Source organism: Pseudobacteroides cellulosolvens ATCC 35603 = DSM 2933, assembly GCF_001262605.1.
Classification (GTDB): Bacteria; Bacillota; Clostridia; order Acetivibrionales; family DSM-2933; genus Pseudobacteroides; species Pseudobacteroides cellulosolvens.
On the sequence record NZ_LGTC01000001.1, the window covers coordinates 3,877,995 to 3,892,888 of the forward strand.

Annotated in this window: 10 protein-coding genes; 5 read left to right on the plus strand and 5 right to left on the minus strand. The window is 37.1% G+C overall.

Annotation, left to right across the window (positions count from 1 at the left end; translation table 11 throughout):
- Positions 1-70 precede the first annotated feature (70 nt).
- Positions 71-2,410 carry an AraC family transcriptional regulator gene (locus Bccel_RS15820; RefSeq protein ID WP_036939090.1) on the plus strand — a complete coding sequence of 780 codons (2,340 nt, stop codon included), beginning with the start codon at positions 71-73 and terminating at the stop codon, positions 2,408-2,410.
- A gap of 180 nt (positions 2,411-2,590) precedes the next feature.
- Here Bccel_RS15820 and Bccel_RS15825 read toward each other — a convergent pair whose 3' ends face one another.
- From Bccel_RS15825 to Bccel_RS15845, 5 genes are all read right to left on the minus strand, one after another.
- On the minus strand, positions 2,591-4,756 hold the full coding sequence (locus tag Bccel_RS15825; RefSeq protein WP_036939092.1) for a glycoside hydrolase family 3 C-terminal domain-containing protein: 2,166 nt from the start codon (positions 4,754-4,756) through the stop codon (positions 2,591-2,593).
- Positions 4,757-4,820: 64 nt separating this feature from the next.
- Positions 4,821-6,911: an alpha-glucuronidase family glycosyl hydrolase gene (locus tag Bccel_RS15830; RefSeq protein ID WP_036939094.1), complete on the minus strand. Its 2,091-nt coding sequence runs from the start codon at positions 6,909-6,911 to the stop codon at positions 4,821-4,823.
- Positions 6,912-6,954: 43 nt separating this feature from the next.
- A complete protein-coding gene (locus tag Bccel_RS15835) occupies positions 6,955-8,202 on the minus strand; it encodes a hypothetical protein (RefSeq protein ID WP_036939096.1) in 1,248 nt (415 codons plus the stop codon).
- A gap of 22 nt (positions 8,203-8,224) precedes the next feature.
- Positions 8,225-9,247, minus strand: a complete 1,023-nt coding sequence (locus tag Bccel_RS15840; RefSeq protein WP_036939098.1) for a sugar kinase — start codon at positions 9,245-9,247, stop codon at positions 8,225-8,227.
- 43 nt (positions 9,248-9,290) lie between these two features.
- Entirely contained in the window at positions 9,291-9,938 is a 648-nt protein-coding gene (locus tag Bccel_RS15845) for a bifunctional 2-keto-4-hydroxyglutarate aldolase/2-keto-3-deoxy-6-phosphogluconate aldolase (protein ID WP_036939099.1), read from the minus strand.
- Positions 9,939-10,175: 237 nt separating this feature from the next.
- Between Bccel_RS15845 and Bccel_RS15850 the strand changes: the two genes are divergently transcribed.
- The 4 genes from Bccel_RS15850 to Bccel_RS15865 all read left to right on the plus strand — a co-directional run bounded on the left by Bccel_RS15850 (position 10,176) and on the right by Bccel_RS15865 (position 14,890).
- A complete protein-coding gene (locus Bccel_RS15850; protein WP_036939100.1) occupies positions 10,176-11,036 on the plus strand; it encodes an AraC family transcriptional regulator in 861 nt (286 codons plus the stop codon).
- A 150-nt stretch (positions 11,037-11,186) separates the two neighbouring features.
- Positions 11,187-12,797 (plus strand): mannitol dehydrogenase family protein, encoded by a 1,611-nt coding sequence (locus Bccel_RS15855; RefSeq protein ID WP_036939101.1) that lies wholly within the window; start codon positions 11,187-11,189, stop codon positions 12,795-12,797.
- Between the two features lie 38 nt (positions 12,798-12,835).
- Positions 12,836-13,906 (plus strand): mannonate dehydratase, encoded by a 1,071-nt coding sequence (uxuA, locus tag Bccel_RS15860; protein WP_036939102.1) that lies wholly within the window; start codon positions 12,836-12,838, stop codon positions 13,904-13,906.
- A 189-nt stretch (positions 13,907-14,095) separates the two neighbouring features.
- Positions 14,096-14,890 (plus strand): TIGR00266 family protein, encoded by a 795-nt coding sequence (locus Bccel_RS15865; RefSeq protein WP_036939207.1) that lies wholly within the window; start codon positions 14,096-14,098, stop codon positions 14,888-14,890.
- The last annotated feature ends 4 nt before the right edge of the window (positions 14,891-14,894 follow it).

A 14,894-nucleotide genomic window follows, 5' to 3' on the forward strand; every position in this document is an offset into this window, starting at 1 on the left:
TATAATTGATTCTGATATAATCATTAAAATATCAAAATAATTTTATCCCAATTTAATTTAGAGGTGTTACGTGAAAAATTATACTTTGATAGTTAAGCTTTTTATTGCACTTTCACTTTTTATTATAATTCCTGTTATAATAGTTGCTACACTATCCAGCTATTCTATAATGAATTATTCAGAAACTGAAATCAGCAACTCAGGTATAAGTAAGTTAAAAGTATCCAAAAGCATCACTGAATTGTTAGCTAACACTGTACAAAAAGATGCTTTGCGTATTTCCTTAGACAGCAACCTTACTAATTATTATGACTATACAAACTTTGAAGCCAATTCAAAAAATAAAGAAGAATTGTTTATTATGTACCAGATCCAAAGTATGCTTGCGGGTGTTGTCAATACAAACGATAGATATCACTCTGTGTATCTGTATTTGGATAATTCAAACTATGTTATTACAAGTGAAGATGTATGTCTTAAAGATAACTTTGATGACATAGAATGGGTTAAGTCATATAAGGCCAGCAAATATTCCAATGAACCCATATCATGGCTCAACCCCAGGCTAGCCAATCAAAGGCGTTTAAATAGTTCTGTGAATGAAACAAACACGGGCAATGTTTCCACTTCATCTAACTATGTTCTTTCTTATATATATCCGCTTACACCTTATACAACAAATTTAAGCGGGGCAATTGTGGTAAATGTATATGAAGACTCATTAAGCAAATTAATTAACAGCAATAATTTAAACAGTGAAGGATGTATAAGCATTATAAATTCAAAAGGTCTTGGTGTTACTGATATTGATAAGACCCTGGTGGGTTCAAATATATCCTCCAAAGATTACATAAAAAGCGTATTGACCAGTAATAAGCAAGAAGGCTCTATTATCACAAAAATTAATAACAAAAAATATCTGGTAACTTACTTAAAATCTGACATAAAAGATTGGATATTTGTGGGTACATTTTCCCTTGATAACCTTACTAATACATTTACTTCAATAAGAATGCTTATAATATATATATCCCTTATACTTCTAGTTGTAGGAATTTTTTTATCCTACTTTATTTCACGAAAGCTTTATAATCCTGTTAAAAAGCTTGTAAACGATATTAAGAACCGTAAGGGCATAGATATAATAGGTAATGAAAATGAAGTAGCCCTTTTATCAAAAGCATTTGATTCATTGATGAAACAAGAAGATCAACTTTTTAATACCATTGAAAAAAACACAAGGCATCTAAGGGAAAATTATCTATTGGGTTTACTCAAAGGCAGATCTTCTGAAGCTGATGAGCATCAAGAAATGTTTCACAATCAATATTTTATTTGTGCAATCATATCTATTGACCGTTTTAATGAGTTTGTTTCCAACTTTTCAAGCGATCACCAGTATTATTTAAAAACAGCTATATTGAATACTTCTGAAGATGTAATTTCAGAATCCATACCATGTTCAGGGCTGGTTATGGAAAAGGATAAAATCGTACTTATCATGAACCCTGATACATCCGATTATACTAAAACTATCTTTGTCTTGAAGCAGAGATTTGCTCTATTACAAAAAGAAGTATCCAAGGTAATCGACAGCTCTGTTACTTTTAGTGTGGGGAATGTTTACAACAGCCTGACAGATGTGAAGACATCCTATTTTGATGCACAGAACCTATTAAAACTAAGATTTATGAGGGGCCATGGAACTATAATAACCAATGAAGATACCTATACCGGAAATAGCAAGTATTATTATCCTTTTACATTCGAAAAACAGATTTTAAACTATGTTGATGCCGGTTCTAAAGAAGCCTTGATAAGTTCCTTAAGTGATTTCTTCACTGATATTAAGGAAAATAAAAAGCTGGCATATGATAATGTTATTCTGATTATCAATCAACTGCTTGGAAGCACTATAAAGTATCTCCTTAATTTAAACATAAGCGTTAGTGATATTTTCGGCAATGACTTTAACATTTACAACCAGTTAACGGAAATAGAAACTTTGGATGATGTTAGCTTGTGGCTGGCCAAAATATACCTTCGCATCATAGAATTCTGTCAAAAGCCAAAGGCCGATAATAAAGAACATATCACAAATATAATGAATTACATACATAAAAACTATAAAAAAGATATTGATATAAATATGCTGGCTGAGCATGTAGGCTTAAGCTATTCACATGTCCGTAAGATATTTAATGATGAAACAGGTGAAAACATTGTAAATTACATAAACAATTTAAGGATTGAAGAAGCACAGCGATTACTCAGGCAAACAGACATGAATGTAAATGAAATCGCACTTAGTCTGGGGTATAATAACAACCAGAGCTTTAACAGATTCTTTAAGAAGTATGTAGGCATAACCCCCGGAGAGTACAGGAATATTAAAGTTAAGGCTATTTAGATATACCAAATGGATTAGCATCAAGACATTTGATTTTACTGCAAAACAAAGAAACCATGAGATGATTTTATCAACCTTGATAGTTGTCGCAAGAAATTACGGTGTCTGTATCATATGATATTACTGTATTTAAATTTCAAAAGACACCATAATTTCCGGACAATAATAAATTTGCTTTTACTAAAACTCTATTGCATTGCCGATAGCCTCAAATTTGGCCGTCTGAACCTTTGTACCTGTTAACTTCTGACTTCTTTCATCGGGCTGACTTCCGCCAATAAAAACTTCAAATAACCCAGGCTCTAATATACTTCTACCCTCATCATCAACCATCGCCATTTGTTCAGGTTTTATATCAAATTCAACATCCATTTCTTCATCCTGCTTTAAATGAATTCTTTTAAAACCCGCCAGCTTCCACTTTGGAACAAGACTGCTTGCCTCAATATCTTTTAGATACATCTCTACTACTTCATCCGATTCGTAGTCTCCTACATTTTTAACTTTCACTTTGCATTCTATTTTTTCACCGATGCTGATTTTATCCTTGGAAAGCTTAAGTCCGCTATATTGGAACCTGGTGTAACTAATGCCATACCCAAAAGGATAAAGAGCTTCGTTTTCCATGTATTTATATGTGCGGTTCTTCATGGAGTAATCGTCGAAATCAGGAAGTTCTTCAGTAGTCCTGTAAAATGTAACTGGAAGCTTTCCTGACGGACTGAATTCTCCGAAAATCATTGATGCAATAGCCCTTCCTCCCTGAGCACCGGGATACCATGCCTGTACTACTGCCGGTATGTTTTCATCTGCCCATGTTACTGAAAGTGCACTGCCGGAGAGAAGAATCAATATAACAGGCTTCCCGATTTTATAAACAGCCTCTAATAGCTCCTGTTGGAGTCCTGGAAGATCTAAATGAATTTTATCCCCGCCTGCATACTCATTGGAGACATCACCTTGTTCCCCTTCTAATGTTGCATCAAGACCCATACACATAATTACCAGATCTGACATTTGGGCAGCCGCCAACGACTCTGCAAACCTGTCCCTTGGCTGGGCAAGACCTGTTTTATCTTTAAACAGATGGCAACCGGACGAATAATTTATTCTTGTGTCCGGTAAAACCGCTTCGCGAATTCCATCTAAAACAGTCACATACTCCGATGCAGTGCCAAAATAGTTTCCTACTAAAGCATCTCTGCTATCGGCATTTGGACCTATAATGGCTATTGACTTAATTTTATTTTTATCTAACGGAAGCATATTGTTTTCATTTTTCAATAAAACAAGTGATTTCTTTGTAACTTCCAGTGCAAATTCCCTGTGTTCCTTGCAATCATTTATTTCATAAGGAATTTTAGTATAAGATACTTCTGAAGGATCATCAAACATTCCAAGCTTCATTCTTGTGACCATCAGCCTTGTTACAGATTCATCTATGGTTTCTTCAGTCACAAGGCCTTCCTTATGTGCTAAAAGCAGATTAGCATACATATTTCCGCAATTTAAGTCACAGCCATTATTCACCGCTAAAGCTACCGACTCCGGTGCTGTTTTTGTAACCATATGGAATTCATGGAAATCTTTTATAGCCCAACAATCAGATACTACATGACCCTTAAAGCCCCACTCTTCCCTCAAAATTTCTTTTAGCAGCGTCCGGCTGCCGCAGCATGGCTCTCCGTTGGTACGGTTATAAGCACCCATAACAGCTTCCACATTTGCTTCCTTCACACACTCTTTAAAAGCCGGAAGATAAGTTTCCCACATATCTTTTTTTGATACAACTGCATTAAACTCATGTCTCATACTCTCAGGACCGCTGTGTACTGCAAAGTGTTTCGCACATGCTGCAGCCTTAAGATATTTTTCATCGCTTCCCTGCAAGCCTCTAATGAATGCCACTCCCAGTCTTCCTGTTAGGTAAGGGTCTTCTCCATAGGTCTCATGACCTCTTCCCCACCTTGGATCTCTGAATATATTCACATTTGGTGACCAAAATGTCAGGCCTTTATAGATATCATGGTCCCCTTTTCTTTGAAACTCATGAAATTTTGCTCTGCCTTCTGTTGAGATCACATCTGCGATTTTATATAGGAGTTCTTCGTCAAATGTTGCGGCCATGCCGATAGCCTGAGGGAACATTGTAGCAGTTCCTGCCCTTGCTACTCCATGCAGTGCTTCATTCCACCAATTGTAAGACGGTATTTCCAAACGCAGTATGGCTGGTGCCTCGTGCAACATCTGGGTTACCTTTTCCTCAAGTGTCATTCGAGATACTAAATCCTTTGCTCTTTCTTCAAAGCTTAGTTTTGTGTTTTTATAACCCGGTATATCTTGCATAAAAGGCCTCCTGATAATTAGTCATGATCAAAAAATAACTTCCGCTATAAATTTCGCTCATGCCTTAATAGATTGTTCTGTCCAATTCATCCTTAATTCCCGTTTTTCTATAAAAATATGAGTTAATTACATCACGCCATTCCTTAGCATGCTCTATCTGCCCTTCCAGCCTTTCAATAACATGCTGATAAATGTCAAAATCGACCATTTCCTTAATGCTCTTCCACTGCTCCTTCAAATTAATTGCCTGCTCCACTCCTTTAAAATGAGTGTTATAAATATGCTGAATAATAGTTTCACCAGATTTTAACTTGTATATGTAAGGAACATGGTGGAAAAACAATAACAGTTCTTCTGGGCAAGTTTCCAAGTTCTCATACATTTCTGCATTCTCTTTATGATACTGCTTGGTATATCCTGTTCCGTTTTTCACAGTACGGTCAACCCCTATTCCCTTACAATCAGCACGATGGTAGGTACCCCATTTGTCATACTCATACCCGTCAACATTAGGGCCATAATGGTGGTTTGGATTCACCATCCACCCTATGCCAAGAGGTGATGTATAATTCTCGTATATTCTCCATGAGTTTAAAAGCATTTTTGAAATAGTGTCAACTACTGCTTTATCAGTGGAGTAAGTTAGTTTTATCCACTCATCGGTAATCTCCTCTTTTGATAAATCCGGGTTCCAGCATAAACGTCCAAATCCGTAAAGGTTTGACTGTGCTAATTGAAAACCTGTCCAGTTCATGTCATCACCTACGTTTCCAACTGCTGCAATTCCTCCGTACTTATTGTTAAAAGGCTTCCCATTTACAATCTTCTTTACATTTGAGCCTTTTCCAATTGCATACGTATCAAAGTCCAGTATTTCCTTCCACATTGGTACCAGATAACACAAGTGTTTCTGCTGGCCTGTATACTCTTGTGTAACCTGAAGTTCAAGTATTGTATTGGTCTTTTTAAGCCCTCCGAATAAAGGCGATACAGGCTCCCTTACTTGGAAATCCATCGGACCGTTTTTGATCTGCAATATAACATTATCAAGAAACATTCCATCTAAAGGCATAAAATGATCATATGCAGCTTTTGCCCTGTCTGTTTTTCTATCTCGCCAATCCTGAAGACAATTATATACAAAGCATCTCCAGATAACTATACCCCCATAGGGTACAAGAGCTTCTGCAAGCATATTTGCACCATCTGCATGGTTTCTGTTATATGTAAATGGTCCCGGTCTAAACTCTGAATCGGCTTTTACCAAAAACCCACCGAAATCAGGTATATAGCTGTAAATTTCTTCAGCTTTCTTTTTCCACCAAATCTTTACATCGGCATCAAAAGGATCCGCTGTGTTAAGATCTCCAATCTCGATGGGAGCCGCAAAATTGATGCTTAAGTATGTTTTGATGCCGTATTCCCTGAATACATTTGCTATCCTCGCAACATAAGGTAGAAAATCTTCTCTAATAAGCCTTGTTTCCATTTTATGCACATTAACATTATTTATTGCTATACCATTAATTCCTATTGATGCTAATAGCCTTCCATAGTCCCTTATTCTTTTCAAATTTCCCGTAATTTTATTATTCGCATAAAATATTGATTTTCCTGCATATCCTCTTTCAACACTGCCATCTATGTTATCCCAGTGATTAATGATTCTTAATGGGTTAGATGGATTTTCCAGCCTTTTTATTCCGTCAAGTTCTGTATTGGTACTAATAAGCCTTAGCAGTGAAAATGTGCCGTAAAGCACTCCCTTATCTGTTTTTCCGGTAACAATTATATAATCTTTGTCCCCTGTCTTAACAGATTTTATCAGAAATCCCTCATCACCTATATCATTTTCATCATTTACATCAATGGAAATATCAACTGCTTTGAGCTTTTCCAATGTTCCTATAAATATGAAGGATGGCTTATCAATTGATCCCGATATAATGGGTTTTACCCCTAACATTCCGTTGATACCGATATTAACTTCCGATAAAGCAGACTGTATAACCGATGTATCTTCAAATGCAGCTATATTACTGCACCATTTTAAATATTTTTGAGCCAAATCAGTATCTTTAAACCTCTTGTACCTCAACCAGCAGCTATAGCTGCTATTTACATCAAAATCCTTTTCCGTGCCTGATTCTACCATAGATTTCCCTCCAATCAAGAGTACAAAATAATTTCCTAGACATTTACAAATTGTAAGCTTTTATAAAGTTCCAGAAGTTGCCTCCAAATAAATTTTCTACATCCCTTTTGATTTGCTCTTCGGTAACTTTATAATTCATCGCAAAGAGGTCACTGTATTTCTCAACAAGTACCCTGGAAATCACAGTCTTAGAGTGTTCCCACTTGCTTATAAGCTGTTCAAATACGCGGCAGTCCGAATGCTGCGGAATAAAAGATGTTCCCAGCCACTCAATCCTAATCCTAGTTATTTGATCTATCAAGGAGGGTGAATTAAGATACCACCAGCATCCGAAAATCATTAAGTTGCTGAATTTTCTCGCTGTAACAACAAGCTCATGTTGGTTTTCAAGAGAGAGCAATGTAACTAAAAACTTATTGTTTTTATAATTTGAACAAAGGTATTCCAGTTCTTTTATGTCTGCTTTAGCAAGGGAATCTCCTGCTAATTCCAATTCAGGATTTACAGCACGCTTTACCCCAATCATTAAAGCAAATGGAATGTTTTTCTCTCTGCACACAGGCAAAATACAGCTATCTATAATTTTTGCCCTGATTGAACCGTCAAACATCGTAAAATCAGGAGGAAGAGACACAGCACAGTACAATGCCTCCATCCTGTCTATATGCTCTACAAGAAACCTTTTTATTTCCTCAATGGTTCGGCCTGACAAATCGCTGTGAACATCAAATCCGAGCTTTTTTAGTTCTGAAAGAGAATCCTCCCAACCGTTTAATATTCTATCAACCCTAAGGGCTGCTTTAAACCTGTCATCTTTGACATATCCTTCTTCCCAAACTGCACTTTCGGTTTTATCCAACGGGTCATTTGTCATAACAACGCATTTTAATGAGACTGTGTCAAATACTCTGTCTATATGCTCCTTAAGAGATACCGATCTAAAATATTCACGGTAATAGTTCAAATCTTTATTATTTACATCTAGTCCAAGCTTGTTAAATATAGTGATAATTGATCTTGCAGGTTCGCTTACTGGAGAATTTTTTATAAATAAAGCATCCCATACGCACTGTGCCTGATCCCTCTTACTCATTTTGTAAAAGCTTGGTCCATCCATATCTATTTGCCGCATTGCCTCTGCAACCAGATAATGGTATGTCAGCAACTCATCTATGCCATAAAGAAACAAACTTCCAAAGCACTCCGAAAAAAGGTGAGTGTGAATATCGGTTATTCTCACCGTCCTAACTGCTTTATCCACTAATTGTGCCAATTCATTTATATTATTCATATGCTTTCTGGTCTCCCTTGGACTATCTTTGAACCCTTCCTGATCCGTCGCCGTTCATAAGAGTTTTTACCTCATTTACACTTACATGATTAAAATCACCTTCTATGGAATGTTTGAGACATGAAGCTGCTACTGCAAAATCAATTGTCTCCTGCATATTGTATTGGTTTAGAATAGCATAAATAAGTCCCCCTCCAAAAGCATCTCCACCGCCGACTCTATCTACAATATGGACAGGGTAGCTCTTTGAGAAATAATACTCATTCCCATCATAAAGCATGGCGGCCCAGTTGTTATCTGATGCAGTTATACTTCCCCTTAATGTGATGGCCACTCTTTTAAACTTGAACCTTTCAACGAGCTTTCTTGCAACCTCCTTATACCCGTCATGGCTTAATCTACCTCCGGATACATCGGTGTTGTCAGCTTTTATACCAAAGACCTTTTCGGCATCTTCCTCATTTGCTATACAAAGATCCACATATTCCATTAATTCACCCATAATCTGCCCTGCTTTTTGAGGTGACCAGAGGTTTTTCCTGTAATTAAGATCACAGCTTATCTTTAAGCCTTTCTCTTTAGCAACCTTACAGGCTTCCTTTGCCAATACGGTTGAGTTTACACCTAATGCAGGTGTTATTCCTGTAAAATGGAACCACTCTGCTTTATCAAATATTTTATCCCAGTCAAAATCCTGGCTTGTTGCTGTAGCAATGGAAGAGTTTGATCTGTCATATACCACCTTAGAAGGTCTTTGAGAAGCTCCCTTTTCCAGAAAATATATACCCAGTCTTTCTCCTCCTTTTGCGATGAATTCTGTATTTACGCCATATTTTCTTAGTTCATTTATTGCAGACTGCCCGATAGGGTTATCAGGTACCTTTGTTACAAATGCAGTATCGATTCCATAATTGGCTAGCGATACCGACACATTAGCCTCCCCTCCGCCATATACAGCATCAAATGACGAAGCCTGGTTAAACCTCAAATAACCAGGTGGTGAAAGTCTTAGCATTATTTCTCCAAAACATATAACCTTTGACATTATAGCACCCCCAGAATAATTTGATATTCTTTTAATGATAGTCTTATTTCTGATTTCTGGCTTTCTTTATTTCATCAATAAATTTCTTGGCCAATTCGGTTATCGAATTGTAATCACCTTTTTTTGCACCTGCTGTAAGACTGCCTCCAGCTCCTACAGCCACTGCTCCAGCCTTTATCCATTCTCCCACGTTTTCCAGTGTCACTCCGCCGGTAGGCATCATAACAGCATAAGGCATAGGGCCTTTAACAGCTTTTATGAAAGTTGGTCCCAGTACTTCACCCGGAAACACCTTTATAATGTCTGCACCGGCCTCCAAGCATTCTACTGCCTCTCTCACAGTCATAGCACCAGGCATACTTGCTATTTGATACCTGTTGCAAATCTTTACAACCTCTTTACTTAAATATGGACTTACAATGTATTGTGCCCCTGCTAAGATTGCTGTTCTTGCCGTCTCAGAATCCATAACGGTTCCTGCACCGATAATGATCTCACCTGATGAGTATCTTCTGCTTAATTCCTTAATAATTTCTGTTGCACCAGGCACTGTATATGTAATTTCTATTGAGGCAACTCCTCCCTCAATGCATGCATCAGCAATTTTAAAAGCCATTTCAGCATTGTCTGCTCTTACAACAGCAACAAGCCCACCTTCCTTGATTTTTGAAAGGATTTCCTGTTTATTCATCTTGCTTCCTCCCCGATCTAAATATCATGGATTATGTAACTCACTTAAGTAATATTTTAGTCATTCCTTAGGTTATAATTTTGCTTTTGATTTAATTATAATATATAACAATGCTTTTGCCAATTTCTTGGTTTATATTGCTTGTAAATATGCAAAAATTGCTATAATATTATATCAGGAAGTAAAATCAATCTTTAAATAAAATAAATGATTTAATAAATAAAAAGGAGTGGCATAATGAAGCTTCCAAAACAGCATTTTACCTTCAGGCAGCATATGAGGACTAATGATTTTGAACTATTCCACTACAATGACAGCATTCCTGTTGAAGTGGATTTTCACAATCATGACTTCTATGAAATATATATGTTTCTTTCAGGAAGCGTTACATATGTTATTGAGGGAAAGTCATACAGGCTTAGACCTAAAGATATTTTAATCGTAAATAATAAGGAGCTTCATAAAGCTTTCATTGAAGAGGGAGTTCCCTATGAGAGAATTGTTATCTGGATTAATCCGGATTATATAAAAAGCCTGTGTACTGACAAAACCAACCTTTTTATAGCCTTTGATTCTACATCGGTCAACAAGTATAACCTTTTAAGGCTTAACCCCGATACTTCAGAATATATTTACAATATTGTCGAAAAGCTGGGTATTGCCTGCAGCAGCATAGCTTTTGGAAATGATATGCTGAAAAAAGCATACCTTTTAGAGCTGCTAATTTTCCTTAACCGAGCATTTCAAATGCCCATGGGCAAGGAAACTCAATCGGACATAATTTATAATGATAAAATCAATAATATAATACAATACATTAATGATAATCTGAACGGTGATGTCTCTCTTGAAACCCTATCTTCCCGGTTCTTTCTAAGCAAATATCATCTTCTTAGGGAATTCAAAAAAAATACCGGTTATACCGTTCACAGATATATTCAGCAAAAGAGGCTCATCATGGCCAGAGAACTCCTAAAGCACAACAAACAGGTAACCGAGGTATGCATTCAGTGCGGATTTGGCGACTATTCCAATTTCATCAGGGCATTTAGAAAAGAATTCGGAACCTCTCCAAAAAGGTATAGTAAAAAGCTATAGGCTTTTGAATACAATAGCAACATTTGCAATATTTTCGGCAATAAAAGCAATAAAAATGGCACTTTCGTCCTATATAATAATATTATAAAAATCAGATTAGTTTATGCAATATTTATTGGTTTTTATATGGAAGAAAGGTGGATCATTATTATGAAACTGAATAAAAACGCAATTAAGGACTGCTCAATGTGGAATGAAGCAAATATAGCAATACCAGGTTATGACATTGATGAAATGGTTTCTAAAACAAAAAAGAACCCAACGTGGGTACATTTTGGTGCCGGAAATATATTCAAAGGCTTTATTGCCCCGCTTCAAGACAAGTTGTTAGGTTTAAAGAAAGCAGAAACAGGGCTAATTGTTGCAGAAACCTATGATGTGGAGATAATTGACAAGCTGTATACCCCCTATGACAACTTAAGCCTTTTAGTACTTATGAATCCTGACGGAAGCCTTAACAATAGTGTCATAGGAAGTATCGCCGAAAGTCTTGTAGGAGATACTTCAAGACTAAATGACTGGCAGAGGCTAAAACAAATATTTGAAGAGCCATCGCTTCAAATAGTCAGCTTAACTATAACCGAAAAGGGTTATGCTCTAGCAGGTGCTTCGGGCGATTATTTAAATGATGTAAAACATGACATAGAAAACGGCCCCAAGCTTCCCAAACATATAATGTCCAAAATTGCTTCATTGGTATATTCCAGATATCTAAAAGGTGAGCTGCCCATTGCTTTGGTAAGTATGGACAACTGCTCAAAAAACGGAGAAGTTCTTCAGAACTCCATCAGGACCATTGCCCAGAACTGGGTAAAGAATGGATTTGTAGATGATAAATTCCTTGATTACCTTAATAATGGTAATAAGGTATCATTTCCATGGACTATGATTGATAAAATAACCCCAAGACCTTCTGATAAGATTAAAACAAGGTTAAGTGAAATAGGATTTGAAAGCACTGATATAGTATGTACCGATAAAAACACATTCATAGCACCCTTTGTTAACGCTGAGATATCTCAGTACCTGGTAATTGAGGACCACTTTCCAAACGGCCGCATGCCCCTTGAATCAGCAGGTGTTCTGTTTACCGACAGACAAACAGTAAACATGGTGGAAAAGATGAAGGTAGGAGCCTGCTTAAACCCTCTGCATACCGCCCTTGCCGTATTTGGATGTCTCCTAGGCTACCACTCCATCGCCGATGAGATGAAAAATCCACACTTAAGAAAGTTAGTTGAAAAAATTGGCTATGATGAAGGGCTTCCTGTTGTAGCAAATCCCGAAATCCTTGATCCCAATGACTTTATTAAAGAGGTTATTGAGGTACGGTTCCCAAATAAGTACATACCTGATACACCACAAAGAATTGCAACCGACACATCACAAAAAATACCTGTTAGATTTGGTGAAACAATTAAAACTTATGCTACCAGTGACCAATTGGATGTAAACAGCCTAAAATATATTCCTTTGGCAATTGCAGGATGGTTAAGATATCTCATAGGTATAGATGATAACGGAGAAATTATGGAATTAAGTCCTGATCCAATGATGAATGAACTAAAATCCCATATCGCCGGAATTCAATTTGCTGATATGGCTTCAGTAGGCGACCGCCTTAAACCCATTTTATCAAATGAAAAAATATTCGGAATAGATCTTTATTTAACCGAATTAGGTAAAAAGGTGGAAGGATATTTCAAGGAAATGGTTTGTGAAAAACATGCAGTAAAAAAGGTACTGGAAAAATACCTTTAATTATTATTTACATAACACAAGGAGGATGATGAAAGCTTATGAAAATGACATTCAGATGGTTTGGTGTGAATGATGACAGTATAAAACTTGAGCAAATAAGACAGATTCCTGGAATTACAGGAGTTGTAGGAGCACTTTACGATGTTCCTGTCGGTGATGCCTGGCCTATGCAAAAAATACTGGAATTAAAAAGAACTGTAGAAAATGCAGGACTGGAACTGGAAGTAATAGAAAGCGTTAATATTCACGAAGACATAAAACTTGGACTTCCCAGCAGAGACAAATACATAGAAAATTACAAGGGATCCATTAGGAACCTGGGAAAAGCCGGTGTTAAGGTTATCTGTTACAACTTTATGCCTGTATTCGACTGGTTAAGATCCGAACTGGCCTGGAAGCTTCCTGACGGCTCAGAAGTACTTTATTATGACAATAACATTATTAAGGATGTTGATCCAATAAAGCTGGTTGAAGATATGGCAACTAATTCAAACGGATTTTCACTTCCTGGCTGGGAGCCATACAGGCTTAAGGAGCTGAAAGATACCTTTGAAAAGTACAAGAGTGTTGATGAAGACAAACTTTTTTCCAACTTGAAGTACTTCCTTGAAAATATAATTCCTGTATGTGAAGAAGTTGATGTAAAAATGGCCATTCATCCTGATGATCCACCGTGGTCACTATTTGGACTTCCAAGAATAGTCACTAATAAGGAAAACCTTGAAAGGTTAGTTAAACTGGTGGACAGTCCCTATAACGGTTTAACGCTTTGCAGTGGTTCTTTAGGTTCTAACCCTGAAAACAACATACCTGAGTTGGTAAGATATTTTGGCAAGATGGGAAGGATTCATTTTGGACATGTGAGAAACATAAAGTTTGTATCGGAAAGAACATTCCATGAAACATCCCATCTGTCATCCGACGGTTCTTTAGACATGTTTGAAATAATGAAGGCATACCGTGATATAGACTTTAAAGGCTACATACGCCCTGACCACGGAAGAATGATCTGGGGGGAAAAGGCAAGACCGGGTTATGGACTCTATGACAGGGCTTTGGGTATTGCTTATTTAAACGGTATATGGGAATCCTTAAACAAGATGGCATAAACCAAGTCAAAGTCTAGTTTCTTTTAGGATAGGAATCACTAAAAAGTTACTCCCGCTTTCTTAGCGAGTGTTGACGAGTTAAGTGAATACATGAACGAAATTTATAGCGGAAGTTATATTTTAGTTATTACTTATATTGATATAATCTTGCATATAAATATATATATGAAAACGAAAGGAAGTATTAATATGAGTCAAAAAAGTCATGAAATTGATTATGAGATCATTGGCAGCGAAATGCAGTTGGTTGAAATAGAACTGGATCCTCAGGAAAGTGTTATTGCAGAAGCAGGTGCAATGATGTATATGGACGGTTCTATTCATATGGAAACTATTTTTGGCGATGGAACGGATAAAAGTAACGCAGGCGGTTTGATGGGAAAATTCCTAACTGCGGGAAAGAGACTCTTAACCGGAGAGAGTCTTTTTATGACCATCTTCACCAACAACGGGTCAGGAAAACAAAGGGTTTCCTTTTCAGCTCCCTACCCTGGCAAAATAATACCCATGGATTTAAAGCAGTATAATGGAGAGATTGTTTGCCAGAAGGATTCTTTCCTTTGTGCGGCTAAAGGTGTATCAATCGGAATTGCATTTAATAAAAAAATAGGTGTAGGATTGTTCGGCGGAGAAGGTTTTATAATGCAGAGGCTTGAAGGAGATGGTTGGGCTTTTGTTCATGCAGGTGGAACCATAATAAAAAAAGAACTTCGCCCTGGTGAAACACTCCGTTTAGATACCGGCTGCCTGGTTGCTCTCACAAAAACTGTGAATTACGATATTCAGATGGCGAAAGGCATTAAATCAGCAATATTCGGAGGGGAAGGCTTATTTCTTGCCACCCTCACAGGCCCTGGTACAGTATGGCTCCAGTCATTGCCATTTAGCAGGCTGGCAGGCAGAATTCTGTCCAACGCTTCTACAAAATCAAAGGATGAAGGCTCCATTTTAGGTGGAATTTCAAATATATTCGAAAACCGTTAACAAG